We start from the raw sequence: 22,660 nt of genomic DNA on the forward strand, positions 1-22,660 counted from the left end.
CTTACGTTTCAGAGCTCCTCAACGATGCTCGCCGAGTGCCGGCGGAAGAAGGCCAGGCCCAGCAAGAGCATGACGACCGCCCACGCCAGACAGGCCAGCGAGACGGGCAGTGACGGCAGGGCGAAGTCGTACAGGCAGGATCGGAAGGCCTCGAGGAAGGTCTCAGCCGGGTTGAGACGCAGGATCGTGGTGAGCGGGATCGGCCCGCCGTTGATCTGCCAACCCATGTGGAACAGGTCGTTCTGGACGTTGTTGACCATGGTCAGGGGGAAGACGACCCCGGAGGCGTACATCCAGATCTGGTTGAAGATCTGCCACAGGTGGCCCAGGTCCCGGAAGTAGACGGTGGCGACGGACAGAATGAGACCCAGCCCAACGGCGAACATGCCCGCCAGCAGGGTGACGACGAGCAGCGCCGGAATCATGAGGAAGACCCCGGGACCGCCCATGATCATGGCGATGATGATGAGCACGAGCAGCTCGAAGGCGAAGTCCACGGCCAGGGACAGCACCGCGGAGTAGATGAGGACCTGGCGGGGGAAGTAGACCTTCGTGAGCAGTCCTGAGTTGGACACGAGGGCGTTCATGGAGGACATGATGCCGCTGGAGAAGAAGGTCCAGCTGAGCACCCCGATGCCGATCCACAGCGCGAAGGAGTCGATCCCGGAGTTGCGGCCCGGCGTCACACCACCGCGGAAGACGACGCCGAAGATGAGGGCGAAGATGGCGATCGTGGCCAGGGGGTTGATGAAGGACCACAGGCGCCCCAGCGTCGTGCCCTTGAACTCGGAGGAGACCGAGCGCTGGGTCAGGCGCAGAGTGAGGTCCAGTGTCTGGCGGGCGTCCTCCGAGCGGAGAAGTCGAGAGAGCTGCATGGATTCACACCTCCGTCGCGGTGTCGGTGGGCGTGGTTGGAACTGTCTCCTCCTGGGCGTCGATCCAGTCGCACAGGCGGTTGATGCCCTCGGAGACGCTGACCCGGGGCTCCCAGTCCAGCGCCTGGCGGGCGCGGGTGGTGTCGGCCCAGGCGGCGCGCACGTCACCGTCGCGGAACTGGCCGGTCACATGCGGTGCGGGGGCCCCGTAGCGCTCAGCGATCGTCTGGGCGACCTGCATGATGGTGGTGCGCTCCCCCAGGCCGATGTCGTAAGGCTCAACGGCTGCCGGTGAGCGCAGGACACCGGCCACGATGGCGGAGGCGACGTCGTCGATGAAGACGAAGTCGCGCACGATCTGGCCGTCCTCGTAGACCGGGATGGACCGGCCGGACCTGGCCAGGCGGGCGAAGAGGGAGACGATGCCGGTGTAGGGGTTGATGAGGGACTGACCGGGGCCGTAGACGTTCTGGAGCCGATAGAGCACCGGGGTCACACCGAAGGAGCCGCACCAGGAGGTCACAAGATTCTCCTGACAGTACTTGGTTGCGGCGTAGACGTTGGCCGGGGAGGCCTTGACAGCGGTGGAGGACTGGACGGCGGGGGTCAGGCCCGCAAAGTCCCACTGCCCGGCCTCGAGCATCGCGTGCGTGCGCTGACCGGGGTAGGAGGGGCCCCGCTCGGCGTCGACCCACTGCCCCTCGCCGTAAACGGCCCGGGAGGAGGCCAGGACGATCTTGTCCGGGCGGATCTCGTGGCGCACGAGGGCGTCGAGCATCTGGGTAGTGCCGACGACGTTGACGCTCGCGTGGCGGGAGGCCTCGGTGAGGGACTGGCCGGTGCCGGTCTCCGCGGCCAGGTGCACGATGACGTCCGGGGCGGCCCCGACCAGAACACGGTCCCAGTCCTCCGCCACCGACACGTCCAGACGGTGCAGCTCCACGCGCTCGTCGAGCTCAGAGGGGCGCCCCTGGGACGGGTGGATCTGCGGGTGCATGTTGTCCAGGGCAACGACACGGTCGAAGGCGTCCGCCAGGTCGCGCGAGATCGCGCAGCCGATGAATCCGGCACCACCTGTCACAAGGCAGGTACGGGTCACGAGGGTCTCCCTTGGGTAGTTGAGTCGGGCCGATGGAGCGCGCATGGGGCACCCCGCGACCTCACCACTATTCTCAGCGTTGCCAGGGCTGATCGTGCCGGCAGATGCCGTTGCCTTCGACACGCCGACGGGTTGCACGCCACTCTCAACGGCCGCCGACGGCTCTCAGCGCTCAGCCTCGGACACCTCGGGGCGCCAGCTCATGCCCGTGAAAGCCTTGGTGACGAAGTCGACGACGACGTCGGTGACTTTCACCAGCGCCACCGACAGGGCGAAGATGAGGACGAACTCGGCCGCCAGCAACATGTAACGCTGAAGGGGGAAGAGCCCGTAGACGTCGATCCGCTGACTCAGGTGCCAGATCACCACGTGGTGGACGAGGAAGATCGGGTAGGAGTACCTGGCGATCAGGCCGACGAAGGCCCGAACCGGCTGGATCGCCACGTAGCGACCGGCGACCACGAGGATGAGGAAGGCCGAGATGCCCACGATCGTGGTGCCCACGTCCTCGGGGATCTTCTCGGGGAGCATCGCCGAGACGGCCAGGACCGCTGCCGCAGGAATGACGGTGACCCAGTGAACCCGTCGGACGTAGAGGACGAAGTAGCTGCCGAAGGCCAGCTCGGGGAGCCTCGTGGTGAGGACCATGGAGGAGGGATAGCCCGAGAAGTAACGATGCATGATGACCGCAGTGGCGGCATAGGCCGCCAGAATGACGACGCCGGTGACCACCGGGAAACGGTCAATGGCCCACAGGATCAGCGGAAAGACCACGTAATACAGGATGATGAAACCGATGAACCACTCGCCCAGCAGGTACATCGTACGGAAGTGGAAGTTCAGGGCGAGCCCGTCGATCCCCAGCAGCGTGAAGATGAAGGTCCGGGCCGGGCCGACGTTCGGCGGCCGCCCGTTGGAGATGAGGGTGAGATAGAGCGTTGCCAGGACCCAGGCGGTCCAGAACATCGGGTAGATGTTGAGGAAACGCTTCCTGTAGAACTTCTTGAGATCGATCGGCCGCCGGTAGGTGAGCGTCAGGGCGGCCCCGGAGATGATGAGGAACAGGGAGACGCCCAGAGCGCCCACAGAGATGCCGAAGGGCTCACGGGTCAGGACGTATCCGCCACCGCGCTCATCGAGATGGTGGTTGAAGTGGGCCAGGACGATGAGCAGCGCGGCCAGGGCCCGGATGAGGTCCAGGTAGAAGACCCGGGGCTTCCCGACCGTCTGTCGACTCGATGTCGCCGTATCCGCCACTGTCACCTACCGATCCCCCGGGCCCTGCGGAACGCCCTCAGAAGCGGCCTCTGCAGGGGGCTCGGAATCCAGCGCGCGACCTGCTTCTTGATCCGTTTCCGTTCGACGCCCCGGCTGTAGAGGTTCTTCACCATGTCATCCTCATAGCCGAGAATGCCGTTCTCGGCGACTGCGTTAGTGAAGTCCTGAACATAGTGCGACAGGCTGGTGATCTCGATGCGGGCGAAGGAGTCGGAGAAGAGCCACCCGCAGAAGTAGCCGGAGGCCTGGGCGACATAACCGTAGGCGCGCTCGATGGCGTGGAGGATGGTTCCGTCGATATTGTTCGGCTCAGGTGGGAAGTCCTCCCACTTCCAGCCGTGGTCGAAGAGCGGCTTGAGAGCGGCGGGACGGAACCAGAACATGGTGCCCAGCGGGGCGATGGGCACCTTGTGCTCGTCGAGCGGGACGTTCAGGTTCAGCTCATCCTCCAGGAGAGTCCTGGTGCGCTCGAAGTTCGGACCCCACCCCATGGTGAAGACCGGGAAGTAGTCACCGTGATTGGGCGGGGTGGGCGCTAGAAGCCCCAGACGCGGCTCTGAGTCGAAGGTGGCGATGACGTTCTTGACGAAGTCGCGCGTGGGCAGCAGGTTCTCGAAGCACTTGATCGCGAACCCGTCTCCAACGGAGTAGGGGTTGACCTGGGTGACCTTCTTGTCATGGGTGAAGCAGACCAGGTCATAGTCGTCGATGATGTCCTTGCAGCCCACCAGGAGCGCGCTGACGTCCCGCCCACGGTTCTCGATGAGGCGCACGGTCACGTTGTAGGGCAGATCCTTGCAAGCGGCTTCGACCTGAGCCGCCTTCTTCTCGGAGCCGACAGTGAGAATAAGATCCGTACCCTCGGGCATGGACTTGACGTAGGCGAGCGTGGGTTCCAGGAGATCCATGTAGTACAGGTGCGCGATGAGGGCGACCTTCTGCTGCTTGGGCTCGTGGGTGACCGTCCGCGTGGGCAGGATGTAGGTGAGGTGGAGGGTCTTCACCAGATCCGCCATGTTCATCGAGCGCAGCGCGTTGTCCCAGATGAGGTTCGTGTCGAAGTCGGTGTGGTCGCGCAGGTACTCGTAGAGGTCGAGAGTGGTGTTCCCGGCGGACTGGCGAACCAGGTCCTGGTAGTCGTGGAAGAAGGAACGGCGCTTGAAGATCGGGCAGCGCTTCTCCTCAATGAGCCGCTTGGGAGCGAAGAGCACCGGGGAGAAGGTGTAGCCCTCCAGGTCCTCGGTATTGACGTACACGTCGGAGACAAAACCGAGCCGCTCGAAACGCTGGGTGAAAGGAGCCTCATGAAGGCCCACTGAGTCCTCATAGGAGCTCATCTGGGGAAGGTTGTCCCAGTAGTCCTGGAAGGCCTTGGAGGCAACCAGAGTGCGCCGGTAGGCGTGGAAGTGGGACTGAAGATGGCGAGGGAGGTAGCCTTCGGCAGCATGCCCGAAGGGGTCGTAGGGAACCTCATGGAACCAGGTGATGCCCCAGAAGTCGATGTTACGCCCGGCCATCTCGGTGAACATCTCCTCGAAGGGATGCACCGGCCCCATAATGGTGGCGTTGAACAGGACGACCTCATCGAACTCGACGAGTCTCTCCCAGCCGTAGCTCTCCAGGGCCGTCTTGTAGGCCCAGGCATCCAGTCCCTTGTTCTCCCGCAGGATGATGTTGTCCGTGAAGACGCTCAGCTTGGCGTAGCTCTTGGCAGTCAGCTCACCGTTGACGACGACGACCAGCTCGGAGAGATTCTTGACCATATCGGCGAGGAGGGTCTCCACATAGGAGTCCACGACGCCCTGAGCATCGAAGAAGAAGAAGATCCCAAGTCGCTTCGGGTCCTCACCAAGCGTTGCCATGATGTCCCTTCTGGGCAGTGGTTCGGGCCGCTTGCCGCGGCAGGAGAAAGGGTGGGGATGCGGCTTCTCGGGGCGCGTCAGCTCGCGCTTGAGGAGAGGATACGGCGGATCTTGGCCGGATCGCCCCACACTCCCGGCGAGTCGTAGGGCCGATCCGGGAAGGCCCCGTACTCCAGGGAGATACCCAGGCCGTTGTCCCGGATGTAGGCCTCGACGCGGTCGGCCAGGGTCATGGGCTCGCCGGTGCAGGCGTTGATAACACCGTCGACCTCGGTCTGGTCCACGATCGCGGCGATCTGCGCGGCCAGCTCATCCACGGAGATGAAGTCGTAGCGGTTCCTTCCGGTGGTGAAGGGGAAGGTGGTGCGCCCCTCCTCGGCAGCGGCCAGGAGCTTGGAGAAGATCGAGTTGCCGAACTTGTCGTCTCCGACGATGTAGTAGGCGCGGATCCACTGGGCGACGGCGTCGTGCGCCCGGGCGGACAGGAAGGTGGTCTCCCGCAGGGCGTTCTTCGCGATGCCGTACAGCGATGCGGGTCTGCAGGGCGAGTTCTCATCAATGGCGCCCTCCCAGTAACCGACCTCATGCATGGTCCCCATGACGGCGAGCTGCTTGAGACCGCCCGCGTAGAGGTTCTCGATGAGATGGACGTGCTTGGCCAGGTCGTCCATGTGGGCGGGGGAGGCGTGCTTGAAGCCGTCGCGCCAGGCCATGTGCAGGACGACGTCGGGACGTCCCATCTGGTCGTAGATGTCCGCATCCCCGGAGAAGAGGTCCAGGGAAACCCTCTCGGCCCGCTCGTCGACGCCGTCGAGACGCAGGTCGAGGGCCTTGACGTCCAGGCCCCGCTCCAGCAGCGCGGTGACGACGTGGCGGCCGATGTAGCCGCCGGCTCCAGTGACGAGAACTGTCTTTGCCATGGTTCTGGATCCTAACAGGTGCGGTGGTGGAACGATCACTTCGTCCTGCCGGAGATGGACATGAGAAGATCGCCACCGACGGTGTTCCCGTTCTCCGTGGTCGGGAACTGGTCGACCGAGGGATTCATCATGACGCGGGCCTTGCCGCCCTCGGTCATCTCACTGGTGATCGTCACGGTGTACTTCTCGCCGCCGCGCAGGACGAGCCCTTCGGCCGGGAAGGTGTGCAGGCCAGTGTGGAGGGAGTTCGCCGGGGCCTCGGTCCTGAAGACCTGGTTGCCGGAGGCATCCGTGACCGCGATATTGACCACCGAGGAGTCGATCCACGGCACCTCGTCCGCCAGGAAGGCGATGTTGATGGAGCTGACCTCCACGGTCGACGGCAGGATGATCGTCTCAGCAACGCTCGCCCTGTCTTCGAGAATGTTGACGCTCCCCGCCTCAGGGGCGTCGGTGGACGCCGAGTACGCCACCGGAACGGCGGGCACGAAGTAGGGAATCATCACGAGCGCGCTGAACCCAGCCGGCATGAGAAGACGCATCCATGCCACCGATCGAGGGACGCGCTCCCCCTTGCCCAGGTTCTCCACCATCTCGTTACGCGGGAAGTTGATGATGAGGATCGCCAGGGCGCAGGCGATCATGAAGCCGACGATGAAGGACCCCTGCCGGGCGACTCCCATGGCCTCGAGGAACTGGGCGGGGGTCTCGTACCGGGGCTGCGCCGTCGGGGCGATCAGGTGGGGCAGAAGCAGCTGAGCGAAAATGTTCCGGTCATACATCGAGTAGCCGCTGAAGGTGTACATCAGGAACACCGATGTTCCCACGCCCGTCTCGAGGAGGGTGTTGAGCAGCATGTGGCGCGGATTGAGGAAGATGATGAGCACCGCGAAGGGCGAGACCATGACGGCCCAATAGGGGTTGAGCGGAACGACCGTCGTGAAGACGAGGTAGACGGCCATGCAGATGTAGACCGCATCGGCCGCCAAGGCCTTCGGCCCCTGAGGGCGGCGCAGGTAGGTGAAGATGACGATCCCGACCATGAACACCACGAAGATCGGGATCATGCTTCCCAGCCACGGTATCCCGACGGCAGTAAGCCTTTGGAGCATGCTGCTCATGAATCCGCCGGTGGACGCCTCGTAGGCCACGTTGCCGTGGTAGAGGGCCCGGCAACCGACCAGACCGATGAGTCCGACGACGAGCTGGAGGGCCACCACGCGCAGCCGTTTCTCCCTCAGCAGCAGGAGCGGCACGAAGATGAAGATGGCGAAGAGCTTGAGCGTGTTGGCGATCGCGAACCACAGCAGGAACCTGCCCAGCTGGCCGCGCATATAGGCGCGCAGGCCCAGCAGGATGAAGAGGATCATGATGATGTCGTACTGAACGATGACGAAGACCGGGACGAACAGCGTCATCGACGACAGGAAGAAGAAGGCGACCCACTTGCTGCGCTGCCGGCCGACTCCGAGATCGCGCGCGATGTCCACCAGCATCTTGGCGGCGGCCAGGGCGGCGACGACCATCATGGTCTTGAGCCACAGCTGCGCCGGGGTCGACAGGAAGTAGTCGAAGCCCGTGATCCGGTAGATGATGTAGGTCGGTAGGTTCCACAGCCCGAAGAGCAGGTAGAGCGAGACGTCGTAGACCGCGGGGTGGCCCGTCGTCGTGTGTTCGATCGCGATCTGGTAGAAGTCTCCAACTCGCCCCTGGAACACCGAGTCCAGGAAGTTGAAGGAGTGCTCGAAAGTGGCTCGCACGTCCCCATAGAGGAAGAAGGCGTAGGCGCCGAGCAGGATGACGCCCAGCAGCGCCCAGTCCACAAAACTAGGACGCTCGGTGCTGGTCCACCAGGAGCCGAGGCGACTCTCCACCACGCGCTCGACCGCCCGGCGCCCTCGATCGGCCCCCGCATCGAATATCACGTGAAGCCGTGAGGCGACGCCGGCGGCAGAACGGGGCTTCGGACTACCGGACACGGCTGCGGGCTGGCCGACGATCTCCTCCGCCCCGGCCTCTTGAGTAGCACCGCTATCGATCTTCTCAGCGGTCTTGTTCTCGGCTTTATCCGCAGTATTCTTCGAAGGTTTAACGGACACGAGAGCCTACCTGTTCGTCGGAGTGGTGGACGGAGGTCACCTCGGAGGAAGTGCCGAGACGCTCCAGGAGAGCCTTGCGGGAGATGAAGTTGTAGATGAGCACGACTGCCGTTGCAATGATCTTCCCCAGGAAGGGGCTCATTCCTGCCAAGTCGGCGCAGATGTAGAGGATGAGTGTGTTCAGCCCCAGCGCGATGATGTTGAGTACGACGTACAGCGTGAACTCTTTAAGGATACTGACGTTCTCCTGGGCCTCAAACACATAGCGCCTGGAGAGGATGTAGTTGAGAACCACCGAGGTGGAGAAGGACGTCGCACTCGCGACGAGGTGGGGGACGCCCAGCGCGTACAGCACGGTGAAGAGACCGAAATCAACGGAGAAGGAGATGCCGCCGACGACGAGGAAGCGCCCGAACTGCAGAATAAGGGGACGCGCCCCTTCCCGGGAGACGTTCAAGAGGCGGCCCCGCCGGAACGTTCCCGCGGTGAGGCACCTGCGTCCGGTGACGACGTCCCACCCGTCTGGCTCATGCCCGCATCCGCGACGGCGCTTCCGTCGGACTGGGTCAGAGGGCCGTTGCCGCGCCCGAAGCCCGACGGCCCCTCGGAGGGCCCGAAGTTGAGGCGCTCACCGATCACCACACGAGGCTTGCTGACGACGCGCCCGTTGATGCTGAGAATGTACTCACCCAGGATTCCAATGAAGAAGAGCTGGATGGATCCCAGGAAGAACAGCCCCACGGTGCGCGAGGCCTCGCCCACCGGATAGGCGTTCCAATCGATGAGCTTCTTGATCAGGACGAAGACCGCCAACCCGAGACAGACGAAGCCGACGAAGGCTGCCACGAACGTGGCCATGCGCATGAGCAGCTTGGTTGAACTGGTGATCCCCTGCATGGCGAAGTCGTAGTTGCGCAGGAAGTTGAAGTTCGACTTGCCTCGAGAGGACTGCGCCTGATCGTACTGAACGATCTCCAGCCCGATTCCGTACTCAGCGACGACCGTCTTGAAGTACGGCTGAATATCGCCGACCTCCCGCAGGACGTCGATGAACTCGACGTCATAGAGTCCGTACCCGGTGAAGCGAGCGATTTGAGGAGTGTCAGCGAACCAATCGATGAGCTTGTAGTAGAGATGACGGCAACCCGTCATGATGAAACCCTCGTCGGAGGATCGCCTCTGACCGATGACGACCTTGGCCCCGCCCTCCCACCGAGCAACAAACTCGGGCAGATTCTCCGGAGGATCCTGGAGATCGCCGAAGAGCATGAAGGTGGCATCCCCCGAGCCGTAGGTGAGTGCAGAGAAGACATTCCGATGGAAGCCGAAGTTACGAGCGTTGAAGACAGCCTTGACCCGCTTGTCCTCACCGGCCAGAACTCGGATCGCGTCACGGGTGCCGTCCGTCGAGTAGTCATCAACGAAGATCATCTCGTAGTCGTACTGAGGAAGATGCGTACGAAAAACCGTGTTCAGCCGGTCATACATCAACCTGACACTTTTTTCCTCGTTATAGCTGGGAATGACGACGCTGATCTTCTTCATAGACAGGTCAAGGTCCTCACGTAACTCATGGATCGAAGCGGGGGCGTCAAGGGGCATGACCGCCCGTGCCAGTGGGAGATGGATGCACGACGCACCCCGTCGTATCTTAACACCTCTTTCAACCTTGTCCGTGACGACGACGGACCTCACGCAAACGCCTGCCGACGGTCGTTGTGGTACGTACCAGGCCTGCGGCACTGCCGGTCACGTAGCGATAGGCGGGCTTGAGGGCGCCGGCCACCTCCGGGTGGCGCACGTCCACGTAGGAGCGCACTCGCGGTCCGAGGCCCGACTCGGGACCGAAGCGAGCCCGAAGGAACCTGACCTGCTCGTCGGTGTAGGCCGGCAGGTCGGCGGTGACGGCCTGCTGCTTATAGGCCAGGGAGCCGTAGAGCCGCCCGGCCCAGGTGGGGGTGAGGACCTCGCGGGGATGGTAGCCGCTGGACATGGCCGCGTAGACGGTCAGCAGCTCGAGCACCTCGGCGGCACGGGCCCGCTGCAGGCGCTCCACCGACTGCTCAGCGCTGGGGGCGGCCTGCTCGGTCAGCCGCACGAGCTCCTTGGCGCCTTCACTCAGCGTGCGCAGCGCCTCGGGGCGGGCCAAGAACATGGAGCCGACCGGCGCCGCCGGCGCGACCGCGTCCAGGGCGGCCGTCAGACCGAGCCGACGCGAGAGGGCCTCGGCGGCGCCGGCCAGTCCGTCCCACTGCGGCCCGCCGTGCGGCTGGCCGATGTGACAGGCGGCGGGCATGACCACTCCGAGGCTGGGGTGACGCTCGAAGAGGCCGAGGAGTCCGGCCACGTAGCCGGGTGAGGCGAGCAGGCAGTCGAGGACCTGGCGGCGGGCGACGTCGTCCGCCCGCCCCGAGGATCCGGACAGGGGCCCGGCATTGATCGTGAGGACCAGGTCGACTCGATCACCCTCAACAGTATCGGCAGTGTCGGTGGTGTCACCGCTGTCAGAGGCGCCGGCGTCCCCCACACGCTGGGGGTCCCACAGGTCGTCGCACTCGGCGAGGAAGGCGATGGTGCCGCGCGGATCGAGGTCGCGGACCTTGCGGAAGGTGGCGCGACGCCCGGTGACGCGCTCCAGGTCGGCGGCGTTCAGTTCCTCGGAAGAGGTGACGACCACCCTCCAGTGCTCCGGCAGGCTCACCAGACGCTCGGCGAGGTCATCCGCCTCGGCACGCTCGATCCCCTCTCTCCCGGCTGGGAGGTGGACGACGACGCAGCCCGAAGGCTCCGACGTCGGCGGCTGCGTCCCGGTGGGTTCGGGGACGGTGTCGGGGATGATCTCGGTCAGTCCGGCGTTGACGATGAGGTCGCGGGCGGCCGCGGTATGGACGACGTCGGACAGGATGAGGTCCTCGCTGTAGCCCGCCTGCGCGGCGGAGGCCAGCAGGTCCCCGCCGACGACGGCCTGACGGTCCTGGTGGAGCGGGTCGTGGAAGAGGGCCCGGCGCTTGAGCAGGGGGCAGCCGTCCGCCAGCAGCGCAGGAGCCTCCTCGATGGCCGGGTTGTCCGAGCGATAGCGGTCCACCGGGAAGGCGACCTCGTAGGTGTGGCCGAGCTCGGTGAAATGGCCGGTGAAACGCGACTCGTGCCACTGGATGGAGTCGCGGTAGGAGGAGACCGGCGGCATCTGCTCCCAGTAGGCACGGAAGGCGGGGTCTGTCAGGAGCCTGCGGCGCACGGCGATCCAGTGGGACTGGATGTGGCGGGGCAGCTCGCGCTTGGCCAGGAAGGGGTGGGGGTGCATGACGTCGTGCTCGGTCATGCCCCAGAAGGAGATGCCGCGCCAGTCCTCGGCGCGGGTGAGGACCTCCTCCCAGGGGCGCACGGGGGCGTAGTAGGTGTGGTTGGTCAGGATGAGCTCGTCGAAGTCGGCGAGCCGGTCCCAGCCGAGGTGCTCCAGCCCTGCGCGGTAGGCGCCGACGTCGAGCCCTTCGTTGGGGCGCTCAAGGACCTCGTCGCAGGAGGCCTCCAGCCGCACCCGGTCGACGTCGCCGATGAGCGAGTTGGAGACCACCAGGATGTGGTCGGCGTGGGGGCGCAGGGATGCCAGGACGCGGGTGACGTAGTCGCGGACGCGATCATGAGGATCGAAGTGGAAGTAGATGATTCCGCGGTTTCCTCGGGTCACGTGGATCCTCTCCGGCAAAGCTGGTCAGAGCAAGTCAGAACAAGTCACAGCTGGTCAATCAGCACGACGCTCACGGTTCCAGTCTCTCACGCCGAGCCCAGTGCTCACTGAGCCGAGCGGACAGGAAGCGGGGTCGGACTCCCCTGAGGGAGTCCGACCCCGCCTGAGCCCGCTCTGGATCCACGCCGTCAGAACGACTCGTTCAGCCGAAGTAGCGGTCGATCATGGACGCCAGGTCGTTGCCGTAGTTGCGGGCGGTGGCCCAGCCGGCGCCCTGGGGGTTCTCCTGGATGCCCAGGTGCTCCACGTAGACGGCCGATCCCTTGCGCACGTAGGTGAAGCGGGGGTCGACCAGCGAGCGGGAGAGCGCCTGGGGCGTCGCACTCGAGTCGGCGTAGGCCCGCAGATGCTGGACCTGGGCGCGCAACCCGATCTGGACGCTCGAGAAGGAGGCACCCGCGGCTCCCCCACCGGTGGCTCCCAGCCCGCCGAAGTTGAACTGCCCGATCGTGACATCGCCTCCGAACTGGAGCCAGGCCGTCTCCTTCATCACCTGGGCGAAGAGCAGCTCGGGGCTGACGCCCTCGGCCACCGCCTCGTCGTACAGGATGGTGAAGAACTCCTGGGCCGTGGCGGCCCCGCCCCTGGACAGAGCCGCGGACGGATAGGCGTGGCCCGAGCTGTTGTAGGTGGAGACCATCGTGGCGATGACCTGCTCCCTGCTCGCAGTGGGCGCGGCCATGACCGAATGCAGGGTCTCATAGCCCTGCCAGGCGCCGTCGGCGGCGAAGGTGGACCAGCGACCCTCGATCTTGACGCGGCCGGCGACCATGGTTCCGCCCTTGGAGGCGTCCAGGTAGTACCAGCTGCCGGCGTCGGACACCCACCCGGTCGCCATGGCGCCATCGGACTTCAGGTAGTACCAGCTCCCACCGTCACGGAGCCAGCCGGTCGCCATCGCCCCGCCCCGGCTGCCGTCCAGGTAGTACCAGCCACCGGCATCGGACACCCACCCGGTCGCCATGGCGCCATCGGACTTCAGGAAGTACCAGCTCCCACCGTCACGGAGCCAGCCCGTGACCATCGCCCCGCCCCGGCTGCCATCCAGGTAGTACCAGCCACCGGCATCGGACACCCACTCGGTCGCCATGGCGCCATCGGCCCCCAAGTAGTACCAGCTCCCACCGTCACGGAGCCAGCCCGTGACCATCGCCCCGCCCCGGCTGCCATCCAGGTAGTACCAGCCACCGGCATCGGACACCCACCCGGTCGCCATGGCGCCATCGGCCCCCAGGTAGTACCAGGAGCCAGCGTCACGGAGCCAGCCGGTCGCCATCGCCCCGCCGCGGCTGCCGTCGAGGTAGTACCAGCTGCTGCCATCGCGATGCCATCCCGTGACCATCGCGCCATTCTTGGAGGCGTCCAGGTAGTACCAGCTGCCGGCGTCGGACAGCCACCCGGTGACCTTGGCGCCGTCGGCCCCCAGGTAGTACCAGGAGCCCGACTCCTCCTTCCAGTCGCCGGAGCCGCTGATCTGCTGCTGGGCGATGGCGCGGATCGTGCCGAGCTTGGAGTAGCCGACATTGCCGGGGCAGGACGTGTAGCCGACGTCTCGGTGCCCCAGGATGCGGGGCATCGAGATGGTGGAGCCGGCCTGGTAGCGCTCGGTGGTCCACACGTGCAGTCCCGCCCAGCCGTTGGCGTCAGAGATACCGGCTCGGTTGAGGAACCATCCGGCCATCTTGCCCACGGCGTTCAGCTGGGCGTCCGAGGGGCTGATGCTGCTGTAGTCGCCCATCATGGACAGGCCCATGGTGCCGGTGTTGACGCCCCGGGCGTGCGCTCCGACGCTCATCCTGCCGGCGGGTGCCGCCACGGAGCCGGAGCGCCCCTCGAAGACGGTGCCGTACTTGTCGACGAGGAAGTTGTAGCCGATGTCGCCCCAGTCCAGGGTGACCGCGTGGTAGTAGTAGATGCCCCGCACGATCGAGGCGGACTGCCAGGAGGAGTAGTTGTTGGTTCCGGCTGTGTGGTGCACGACGACGTGGCCCGCGGACGCGTAGTAGGGGTCCCAGCTCATGTAGGAGGCGTTGGCGCCCCACTCGGCGCGCGTGGTCACCGGGACTGGCAGGCCGTTGGCGGTCGTTGAGAGTGGTGCAGCCACTGGCAGCGCGACCGGTGCGGCCGACACAGTGGCCGACACAGTGGCCGACACAGTGGCCGGCGCAGTGGCCGGCGCAGAGCTCGCGGACAACGCCGACGCTCGGAAGGTCTCGGACCTGATGAGCGGCGTCGTCGCCGCTGGGGCCGACTGGCTGGCAGGCTCGGCAGCCGGCTCTGCAGGACTCCCCAGCACCCCGGACCGGCCGGCCTGGGGTTGTGCGACGACGTCCTCGATGACCGGGGTCGGCGCGGCCTCGGTGGTCGTGAGGTCGCCCGCGTCCAGGACCTCCTCACCCTGGGGCTGGGAGGGGACGAGGGCCAGCTTGAGCCCGGTGGGCAGTGAGCCCCCGACGACTGAGGCCTGGATCGCGTCGGCCCCGCCGGTGACGAACTCACCAGTGCCGGAGGTGGTGCGGTCGTCGCGTCCGGAGTCGGCCGCCTCGTTGAGGTACCAGGGCGACCAGGTGCCGTTCTCCCTCACGCGCAGGTAGATGCGTACACCCTCGGGCAGATCAGCGCTTCCGGTCCAGGTGAAGCCGGCTACGAGGAACCGGTTGACCTCGAGCGGATCGGTCAGGAGGGTGGCGTCCGCCTGCGGGTCGGTGGCAGCGGGCAGGATCGAGGCGACGCGTGCGCCGATCCCGTCTGCGGCCTGGGCGACGGTCTGGCGGACGGACCGGTTCACACTGGCCATCAGTGCCGGTCTCACCGAGGTGCCGGCGCCGACGCCGCTCCCTCCACTGCCGCCGACACCGCCGCTGGCCCCATCGGCCGAGGGTGTCGACGCCTCGGTGTCCGTCGGGGAAGCGTCGCCGGAACCTGTCCCCGTGCCGGAGCGAGCGTCGTCGAGGCCCGACTGGGCGATCTCGGTGGCCTGCCCGCTGGAGGTCGTCAGGTCGAGGATCTGGACCGGCGCGGGACCGTCGGCATGGCTGGTCGAGCCGCTGCCCGAGCCTCCGGAGTCACCGGCGTCAGGCGCTGCACCGGCCACGGGGACCAGTCCGGACAGCAGGAGCGGCGCCAGGGCGACCAGCCCGGTGGCGCGATACGCGAGCAGACGAGTACTGCGGTTACCGATGCGGCCACTGAGAGGGCCACTGAGACGGTGGTCAGCGCTGCGGCCGACACGATGGCCGGCGCGCTGAGCGACGCGACCAAGAGCGCGAGGGACTTTCATGGGGTTCCTTTGACGGTGATGCCGACTTGGAGTCGGTCAGTCCTCACCATCGGAACCGCCGACGCCGCTCCCTCGAAATGCACAATATTTAATTCCTGAGAATTTTCCGAGAGATTATTGATAGTTTACTGATATTTTTAGGTGATTCTGACGGTGAACCCCATTCCCTCAGCCCCACCACCGTCCCCGCCGCCGTGTGAATGTCACCTTTTCTTGACAGGTCAAGGTTTCGCCACGCCGTCGGTCTACCATTGCAATCTGATTTCGCCACCGCGGACGAAATCCGCCCGCAGGATGCGAGCGGGAGGACCAGAGGGCTCCTGTGGCATGATGGCGTCGGCCATGACGGGCGCCCACCGCCCACAGTTCCCATCTATCGGAGCGAGTTCTATGCACGTCCTCATCACCGGAGGCGCCGGCTTCATCGGCGCCAACTTCGTCCACCAGACCCTGGTGCGCCACCCCGACGCCACCGTCACCGTCCTGGACAAGCTCACCTACGCCGGTAACAAGGGCTCACTGACGGACCTCGACGACCGCGTCAACCTCGTCGTCGGGGACATCGCCGACGCCGACGTCGTCGACCCGCTCGTGAAGCAGTCCGACGTCGTCGTTCACTTCGCGGCCGAGTCTCACAACGACAACTCGCTGCGCGACCCCTCCCCCTTCATCCAGACCAACCTCGTGGGCACCTTCACCCTCCTGGAGGCCGCGCGCCGCCACAAGACGCGCTTCCACCACATCTCCACCGACGAGGTCTACGGCGATCTGGAGCTGGACGACCCGGCCAAGTTCGAGCCGACGACGCCCTACAACCCCTCCTCCCCCTACTCCTCGTCCAAGGCCGGCTCCGACCTGCTCGTGCGCGCCTGGGTGCGCTCCTTCGGCGTGGAGGCCACGATCTCCAACTGCTCGAACAACTACGGGCCCTACCAGCACATCGAGAAGTTCATCCCGCGCCAGATCACCAACCTCATCGACGGCGTGCGCCCCAAGCTCTACGGCGCCGGCGAGAACGTGCGCGACTGGATCCACGTCCTGGACCACAACGATGCCGTGTGGGACATCATCGAGAAGGGCCGCATTGGCGAGACCTACCTCATCGGCGCCGACGGCGAGAAGAACAACAAGGAGGTCGTCGAGCTGATCCTGGAGCTCATGGGCTACGCGCCCGACGACTACGAGCACGTCGCCGACCGGCCCGGCCACGACATGCGCTACGCCATTGACAACTCCAAGCTGGTCGAGGAGCTCGGCTGGGCACCGAAGTTCACCGACTTCCGCTCCGGCCTGCAGGCGACCATCGACTGGTACCGGGACAACGAGGCCTGGTGGCGCCCGCTCAAGGCCGAGGTCGAGGCCAAGTACGCCGCTCAGGGGCAGTAGCCACCTGACAACGTGACCGTCTGACACGTATCAGAACCGTCGGTTCATCCGACCGTTTCTGGCAGCCGCCTGGACAATACACTGTGGTTGTCCAGGCGGTATTCTGTGTTCTGTGAGAACTTCACATGGCGCGACGGTGCGCACCGGCATCATCCTTCTCCCCATCGCCCTGCTGGGACCGACCATCATCGGCCTGCCCACGATCACCTCGCCACCCGTCCGGGCCGCCGAGTCTCCCGCAGCGCAGGAGACGGCAGCGCCCCAGCCCCCTGCGGCCACCGACGCCGCCCCTGACGCCGAGACGCCTCGAACGCCTCACGACGAGCCTGCTGCTGAGCCGTCTGAGGCCGCCTCACCCGAGGCGAAGGACCGGGCGGGCGCTGAGGACCGGGCCGCCTCCCCCGAGCAGAAGCCCCCGGCCGCTCCGGCCGATGGCATCGCGGATCTCACCGGTACGGGCAGCTGGGTCGCCGTCGGCCAGAAGTGGCAGTGGCGGGGCAAGGACGGCAGCCTCGCCCGGTCGCGCTGGGCCCGGATCAACGGCGAGGTCTACCGCTTCGACGATGACGGAAACATGGTGACCGGCTGGTGGAAGGACGGGAAGTCCTGGTATCACCTGGCCGACTCCGGGGCCCGATCGACCGGGTGGGTCCAGGTGGCCGGAAGCTGGTACTACCTGAGCCCCACCACCGGCATCATGGCCACCGGCGAGCTCGTCGACGGCAGCTCAACCTACCTCCTCCGCAGCAACGGCTCGATGGTCACCGGCTGGCTCCAGCAGGCCGACGGCTGGCGCTTCTACCACCCCAGCGGCGCACGCGCCCACGGCTGGGCCCAGGACGCCGGAAGCTGGTACTACCTGAGCCCCACCACCGGCATCATGGCCACCGGCTGGCTCAAGGTTGGGACCACCTGGTACTACCTGCAGCAATCGGGCGCCATGGCCACAGGCTGGTTCCAGGACGCCGGCAGCTGGTACTACCTGAACCCCACCACCGGGATCATGGCCACCGGCTGGCTCAAGGATGGGACCACCTGGTACTACCTGGACCCGAGCACCGGGGCCATGATCACCGGGACGCGCACCATCGACGGAACCTCGCAGTCCTTCGCCCCGTCAGGGGCCTGGATCGGCTACCGGGCGCCGTCGGGCTACCTGCAGCCCGTCTCCTCGATCACACCCCTGGGATGGTCGACCAACACACTCAGCTGGGGGATGAACGGCGTCAAAGTTCGCATCGTCCAGCAGCGCCTGGGCCTGTGGCACTCCAAAAAGCTCGCCAGCGTCGACTCATCCTTCGTCTCGGCGGTGAGCAACTTCCAGCGTCGGGCAGGCCTGCCCCAGACCGGGGTGGTGGACGAGTCGACCTGGAACGCGCTCAACACGGGTTTCTCCTGGTGGGTGGACCAGCACCAGGAGACCCCCACATCCTTGAGCGCAACCCGCGATGAGCGCATCGAGGCGATGATCGGCTACGCCTGGAACCAGATGGGCTCCAGCTACACATGGGGCGGGGCCGGCCCCTACGGCCTGGGCTTCGACTGCTCGGGGCTGGTGCTCCAGTCCCTCTACAGGGCGGGCCTCGACCCGCAGCCGATCAACGTCATCAAGCACGGCTGGCCCGACTACCGCACCTCCCAGGAGCTCTACAAGCACCCGCAGATGATGCATGTGCCGCTGAGCCAGCGGCAGCGCGGAGACCTCATCTTCTACACCACGGACGGCGTGGTCACGCACGTGGCCATCTATCTGGGAAGCGACCAGGTGATCCACACCGACTGGATGGGGCGGCCGGCTCGGACCGACCACATCACCGTCTCCTACGGCTGGGGCAACATGACCTCCGACGTCGTGCGCCCCTTCCCGTGATCGGCCGGGAACCCGCTCGGGCCGGGGAGCCTCGGGGTGTCGAGCACAGGAGCGTCAGAAGGTGACGGGCCAGTGGGGCATGCAGGTGCTCAGCTCCACGTGGGCGTTGGTGCGTGCCTCCAGGCTCTCCTGATACTCGGGGTTGGGCTCAGGGGTGCGCCCCAGCTTGATGTCCTCCTCGGCCTGCGCGTCATCCTTGAACTCCTGGATCTGCCCGCCGGCGAGTCGGCTGGTCGTGGTGGTGTAGGTGGTCAAGGCGGTCACTGCGCTGGTCGCGGTGGCATCATTGCCGGCGGCCGACTGTAACCGGGCGTGGTAGTCGGTCTCCAGGACCTGGGTGAACGTATTCCACGCGGACTGGGTGTCCTCACTGCTCGGCCCCTCGAGCAGGCCGGTGTACGCCTGCCCCTCAGGTGTCTGCTCCAGGGCCTCGACGAGGATCGCGTCCATCTGCTCGCACTGGGTGGTGGGGGCCGTGGTGGCCGGAGGGCCGCTGGGTGCAGTCTGTGCAGGCGTGGAGGCCGTGGCCTGGGCCTTCGACGTCGACGACGAACATGCCGCCAGGGAGGCGACCGAGATGAGGGCAAGGGATGTGACAAGGTATGCGCGGACGGCGCGACGGGGACCCATGTCACAAGACTAGTCGACTGAGCCGCTCTTCCCGACCGATGGCACCGGCAGCTGCCGGGACCTCGGCGGTGGGGTCGGTTGAGCGATTGTCATCGACGTAGACACGCACTCACTCCTGTGAGGACTGGGCGCAGAGTACCGGGCCGTCAGTCGCAGGCGGTGATGCGCCACAGGGAGGCGCTGCCCTCGGAGTCGATGAGCTCGAGCCCCTCGGTGGGAACCTGGGTCAGGCGCGCGTCCCAGCGCAGGGGGGCTGCGCCGGTCGCAGAGCCCGAGGCCGTCGCATCCGAACTGCTGTAGAAGTACCTCACGCCCAGCCGGTTGAGAAGGGTGCAGGTCTGGGAGTCCGCCTGCCCCAGGGTGGGCCAGGCGGAGGCCAGGGCATCTTCCGGTGTGCCGTCGTCGGCTCCGGCGCGCGTCGGGTAGACCACGTGCCTCCCGCCCAGGGACCACCAGTAGGTGGCTCCTCGCGATGGAGCCCCCAGGACGACGGCGTCGTCGGGCAGCGAACTCCGGGAGCGCTGAATGAGTGTGATGGCGTCCTTGGTGAGCAGGGTCCCGTACTGGATGCGCTGCGGGTCGTAGACGGAGGCGACGAGGTTGCGCTCCAGGGGGACTCGCGCCGCCACCGGCAGGAGCACGAGCGCTACCAGCGTGGCGGCCGCGGTCCGCCCCGGCCGGGTCCCGCCGACCCGTGAGGCCGTCCGGCGCAGCAGCTCCCACAGTCTCTGCCCGGGCTGCCCGGAACCTGCCTGCGCCATGAGGATGAGGGCGGGCAGGATGGCGAGCGGGAGGATCCGGGCCTTCTGCAGGTACCAGGGCGAGCCGATCTGCCGGCCGATCCACTGGGGGCCGCCCACCAGGACCAGGAGGAACAGCACCAGCAGCCACATGACGAGCCAGGGGCGCTGCTCCCGTCGCACACGCGCCGACCACGCCGCCGCCAAGGTGAGCAGGCCGACCACGATCCCGATGGGCACGGTGGCTCCGGGGGCAGTCCCGTACATCGGCAGGTCGATGAGCGCCTGCCCCAGGGTTGCCACGGCGCTGGCCACTCCCCCAGCAGGTCGCTGGTACCCCAGGACGGAGGCCAGGGAGCTGCGCATGAGCCAGGCCCCTGCGCCCAGGAACAGCACGGCCGCGAAAACTCCGGTCGCGAGGAGGGCCCGGGCGCCTCGGCTGCCGGCGCTGCGGCGCCACAGGGAGGCGGCGGCGTCGACCAGGAAGGGCAGGGTCAGGATCGCCAGGTTGAACAGGCCAGTGCCGTGCGCGGCCACCACACCGCCGGCCGCGGCCAGGGCGAGGAGGACCAGCGTCAGGTGAAGACGCCGCGATGCGGCACCCCGGCGCAGCTGGTCGTAGAGCACGAGGACGCCGGGAAGTCCCAGGACGCTCAGGGCGTAGGGCCACACCGCCAGGGAGGTCATGAGCAGCAACGGGAAACCCACGACTCCGGCGCTGAGCGCGAGCACCGCGGCGACCGCGCAGACCCGTTGCCGTCGGCCGGCTCCGTCCGCCTCCGGCTCACAGGCGGAGTCGAGGCCGGTGACCCGGGCGAGCAGTCCCAGGAGGCTCAGCGGCCAGGTCACCGCGGTCAGGGCCAGAACCCCGGCGGTACTGACCGGGACCGGGCCGCCCGGCGCCAGCGCCAGGATCCCGTGCCAGACCGTGGGGTAGTAGACGGCACGACCGGAGTAGAGGGCGGACAGGCCCCCCAGCATGGAGGCGTTGCCACCCTCTCGGATGGCCGCCACCGCGTTGAGGTGGAAGGTTGCGTCGAAGGCCTGCACGGGGTAGCCGGGGCCGGGCAGGGCGGACAGGATCGCTCCTGCCGGCACGATGACGGCCGCGGCCAGGCCACCGGCCAGGATCATCCACTCGGCCCGGCTCCACGGCGTCGTCCGTCGCTCGCGCTCCGGTGCGCGGCCGGCGACCAGGCGCGCCAGAAGGCTCGAGGCGGCGGTCAGGGCGGCGATGGCCGCCCACCCCCAGGGACGCCAGGTCAGCGCGAGGGCATGGGCGAGGATCTCCGCAGCCCCGATGAGCGCCGAGCCGACGGCGGGGGCCACCGCCAGCGACGGCAGCGCCCTCAGGCGGGCGGCTCGGCCTATGACCCAGCCGGGCACGAGCAGCAGGCCAGCCACGACGAGCGTGGCAGCCACCAGGGTCCAGCCGGAGGCACTGGCTGCTCCCCATGCCGCGGTCGCGGTCATACCTGCTGCCGGGCTCAGTCCGCCTCCTGGATCACTCGCCTCCGCCGATGGTCAGGCGGGGCACACCGGTCCACGCGGCGGCATCGGTGGCGCGGCGCCCGTCCAGGAGGAGACGCAGCCCGGGCAGGTCGGCGGGCGTGAGCTCGCGGTACTCGGGGTGGTCGGCCTGGACGATGGCGACGTCGACCGGCTCCCCCAGGTGGTAGGCGGTCCAGCCGAAGCCGGCCAGCTCGTCGTCGGTGTACATGGGATCGTGGACGAGGACCTCGGCGCCGGCCTCTCGCAGGGCCTCCACGGTGGGGAAGACGCCGGAGAAGGCGGTCTCCTTGACCTTGCCGCGGTAGGAGGCGCCCAGGACGACGACGCGCAGTCCCTCCAGCGAGCCGAGCACCTCAGTGGCCCGGCCCACCACGTAGGCGGGCATGGTGGCGTTGAAGGTGCGGGCGGTGCGCACGACTGAGGCGTCGGGGTCGGTGGACAGGTACAGGCGCGGGTAGACCGGGATGCAGTGCCCGCCCACCGCGATGCCTGGGCGGTGGATGTGGGAGTAGGGCTGGGAGTTGCAGGCCTCGATGACGCGCTCGATGTCGAAGCCGGCCTTGTCGGCGTAGACGGCGAACTGGTTGGCCAGGCCGATGTTGACGTCGCGGTAGGTGGTCTCGGCGAGCTTGGCCATCTCGGCGGCCTCGGCGGTGCCCATGTCCCACACGCCGTTGGGGCGGGGCAGGTCGTCGCGCTCGTCGAAGTCGAGAACGGACTCGTAGAAGGCGATGCCGGCACGGGTGCCGGCCTCGTCCAGGCCGCCCACGAGCTTGGGGTAGCGGCGCAGGTCGGCGAAGACGCGACCGGTGAGGACCCGCTCGGGGCTGAAGACGAGATGGAAGTCGGTGCCCTCCTTCAGTCCGCTGATCTCCTCGATCATGGGCTTGAAGCGGCCCCGCAGGGTGCCCACCGGCAGGGTGGTCTCGTAGGAGATGAGGGTGTTCGGGGTCAGGTGGGCGGCCAGGGAACGGGTGGCGTCATCCATCCAGGCGAAGTCCGGCTCCCAGGTGGCGTCGTCGACGAACAGCGGCACGACGAGCACGATCGCGTCGGCGTCGGGGATCGCCTCGGCGTAGTCGGTGGTGGCGCGCAGGGCGCCGTTGCCGGTGGAGGGGCTGAGCGCCGCGAGCTTCTCGGCCAGGTGGGCCTCGCCGGGGAAGGGCTCGACGCCGGCGTTGACGGCCTCGACGACGGCGGGGTTGACGTCGACCCCGATGACCTCGTGGCCCTTGTCTGCGTACTGGATGGCCAGAGGCAGTCCGATCTTGCCCAGGGCGACGACGGCGATGCGCATGCGGGTTGGTCCTTCCGTGGCTTCTGGCGTGGCGGGTCCACCATACTCGTTCATTCGTGCTGCC

The 22,660-nt window shown here is 66.9% G+C and carries 15 protein-coding genes; 2 read left to right on the forward strand and 13 right to left on the reverse strand.

Annotation, left to right across the window (positions count from 1 at the left end; genetic code table 11):
- Positions 1–8: 8 nt before the first annotated feature.
- From BQ8008_RS08150 to BQ8008_RS08195, 10 genes are all read right to left on the reverse strand, one after another.
- Positions 9–875 (reverse strand): ABC transporter permease, encoded by an 867-nt coding sequence (locus BQ8008_RS08150; protein ID WP_108833576.1) that lies wholly within the window; start codon positions 873–875, stop codon positions 9–11.
- A gap of 4 nt (positions 876–879) precedes the next feature.
- Positions 880–1,974, reverse strand: a complete 1,095-nt coding sequence (locus BQ8008_RS08155) for an NAD-dependent epimerase/dehydratase family protein (RefSeq protein WP_108833577.1) — start codon at positions 1,972–1,974, stop codon at positions 880–882.
- 165 nt (positions 1,975–2,139) lie between these two features.
- Positions 2,140–3,237: an acyltransferase family protein gene (locus tag BQ8008_RS08160; RefSeq protein WP_108833578.1), complete on the reverse strand. Its 1,098-nt coding sequence runs from the start codon at positions 3,235–3,237 to the stop codon at positions 2,140–2,142.
- A complete protein-coding gene (locus BQ8008_RS08165) occupies positions 3,234–5,114 on the reverse strand; it encodes a rhamnan synthesis F family protein (protein WP_108833579.1) in 1,881 nt (626 codons plus the stop codon). The genes BQ8008_RS08160 and BQ8008_RS08165 overlap by 4 nt, the downstream gene beginning before the upstream one ends.
- 77 nt (positions 5,115–5,191) lie before the next feature.
- Positions 5,192–6,034, reverse strand: a complete 843-nt coding sequence (locus BQ8008_RS08170; RefSeq protein WP_108833580.1) for an NAD-dependent epimerase/dehydratase family protein — start codon at positions 6,032–6,034, stop codon at positions 5,192–5,194.
- 35 nt (positions 6,035–6,069) lie between these two features.
- A complete protein-coding gene (locus tag BQ8008_RS08175; RefSeq protein WP_108833581.1) occupies positions 6,070–8,133 on the reverse strand; it encodes a hypothetical protein in 2,064 nt (687 codons plus the stop codon).
- Positions 8,123–8,590, reverse strand: coding sequence for a GtrA family protein (locus BQ8008_RS08180; protein ID WP_108833582.1), 468 nt, complete (start codon positions 8,588–8,590; stop codon positions 8,123–8,125). The genes BQ8008_RS08175 and BQ8008_RS08180 overlap by 11 nt, the downstream gene beginning before the upstream one ends.
- Positions 8,587–9,735: a glycosyltransferase family 2 protein gene (locus tag BQ8008_RS08185; RefSeq protein WP_234415298.1), complete on the reverse strand. Its 1,149-nt coding sequence runs from the start codon at positions 9,733–9,735 to the stop codon at positions 8,587–8,589. The genes BQ8008_RS08180 and BQ8008_RS08185 overlap by 4 nt, the downstream gene beginning before the upstream one ends.
- A gap of 61 nt (positions 9,736–9,796) precedes the next feature.
- Positions 9,797–11,821 (reverse strand): rhamnan synthesis F family protein, encoded by a 2,025-nt coding sequence (locus tag BQ8008_RS08190; RefSeq protein ID WP_108833584.1) that lies wholly within the window; start codon positions 11,819–11,821, stop codon positions 9,797–9,799.
- Positions 11,822–12,023: 202 nt separating this feature from the next.
- Positions 12,024–15,161: an N-acetylmuramoyl-L-alanine amidase gene (locus tag BQ8008_RS08195; protein WP_108833585.1), complete on the reverse strand. Its 3,138-nt coding sequence runs from the start codon at positions 15,159–15,161 to the stop codon at positions 12,024–12,026.
- 390 nt (positions 15,162–15,551) lie between these two features.
- Between BQ8008_RS08195 and rfbB the strand changes: the two genes are divergently transcribed.
- Both rfbB and BQ8008_RS08205 read left to right on the forward strand, forming a co-directional pair.
- Complete coding sequence (gene rfbB, locus BQ8008_RS08200) at positions 15,552–16,547, forward strand: dTDP-glucose 4,6-dehydratase (protein WP_108833586.1); 996 nt, start codon at positions 15,552–15,554, stop codon at positions 16,545–16,547.
- 112 nt (positions 16,548–16,659) lie between these two features.
- On the forward strand, positions 16,660–18,417 hold the full coding sequence (locus BQ8008_RS08205) for an NlpC/P60 family protein (protein ID WP_234415299.1): 1,758 nt from the start codon (positions 16,660–16,662) through the stop codon (positions 18,415–18,417).
- Positions 18,418–18,471: 54 nt separating this feature from the next.
- Here the strand turns inward: BQ8008_RS08205 and BQ8008_RS08210 are convergent, their stop codons facing one another.
- From BQ8008_RS08210 to BQ8008_RS08220, 3 genes are all read right to left on the reverse strand, one after another.
- Positions 18,472–19,047: a hypothetical protein gene (locus BQ8008_RS08210; protein ID WP_108833588.1), complete on the reverse strand. Its 576-nt coding sequence runs from the start codon at positions 19,045–19,047 to the stop codon at positions 18,472–18,474.
- 146 nt (positions 19,048–19,193) lie between these two features.
- Positions 19,194–21,260, reverse strand: a complete 2,067-nt coding sequence (locus BQ8008_RS08215; RefSeq protein ID WP_108833589.1) for a DUF6541 family protein — start codon at positions 21,258–21,260, stop codon at positions 19,194–19,196.
- A 31-nt stretch (positions 21,261–21,291) separates the two neighbouring features.
- Complete coding sequence (locus BQ8008_RS08220) at positions 21,292–22,596, reverse strand: nucleotide sugar dehydrogenase (RefSeq protein WP_108833590.1); 1,305 nt, start codon at positions 22,594–22,596, stop codon at positions 21,292–21,294.
- Between the last annotated feature and the right edge of the window lie 64 nt (positions 22,597–22,660).

Source organism: Actinomyces sp. Marseille-P3109, assembly GCF_900323545.1.
In the GTDB taxonomy this organism is placed as follows: domain Bacteria; phylum Actinomycetota; class Actinomycetes; order Actinomycetales; family Actinomycetaceae; genus Actinomyces.

Bases quoted from the DNA above. Each gene is read 5' to 3' on its own strand.
- BQ8008_RS08150 (WP_108833576.1), bottom strand. From the start codon at position 875: ATGCAGCTCTCTCGACTTCTCCGCTCGGAGGACGCCCGCCAGACACTG.
- BQ8008_RS08165 (WP_108833579.1), bottom strand. From the start codon at position 5,114: ATGGCAACGCTTGGTGAGGACCCGAAGCGACTTGGGATCTTCTTCTTC.
- BQ8008_RS08170 (WP_108833580.1), bottom strand. From the start codon at position 6,034: ATGGCAAAGACAGTTCTCGTCACTGGAGCCGGCGGCTACATCGGCCGC.
- BQ8008_RS08185 (WP_234415298.1), bottom strand. From the start codon at position 9,735: ATGCCCCTTGACGCCCCCGCTTCGATCCATGAGTTACGTGAGGACCTT.
- BQ8008_RS08195 (WP_108833585.1), bottom strand. From the start codon at position 15,161: ATGAAAGTCCCTCGCGCTCTTGGTCGCGTCGCTCAGCGCGCCGGCCAT.
- rfbB (WP_108833586.1), top strand. From the start codon at position 15,552: ATGCACGTCCTCATCACCGGAGGCGCCGGCTTCATCGGCGCCAACTTC.
- BQ8008_RS08210 (WP_108833588.1), bottom strand. From the start codon at position 19,047: ATGGGTCCCCGTCGCGCCGTCCGCGCATACCTTGTCACATCCCTTGCC.
- BQ8008_RS08215 (WP_108833589.1), bottom strand. From the start codon at position 21,260: ATGACCGCGACCGCGGCATGGGGAGCAGCCAGTGCCTCCGGCTGGACC.
- BQ8008_RS08220 (WP_108833590.1), bottom strand. From the start codon at position 22,596: ATGCGCATCGCCGTCGTCGCCCTGGGCAAGATCGGACTGCCTCTGGCC.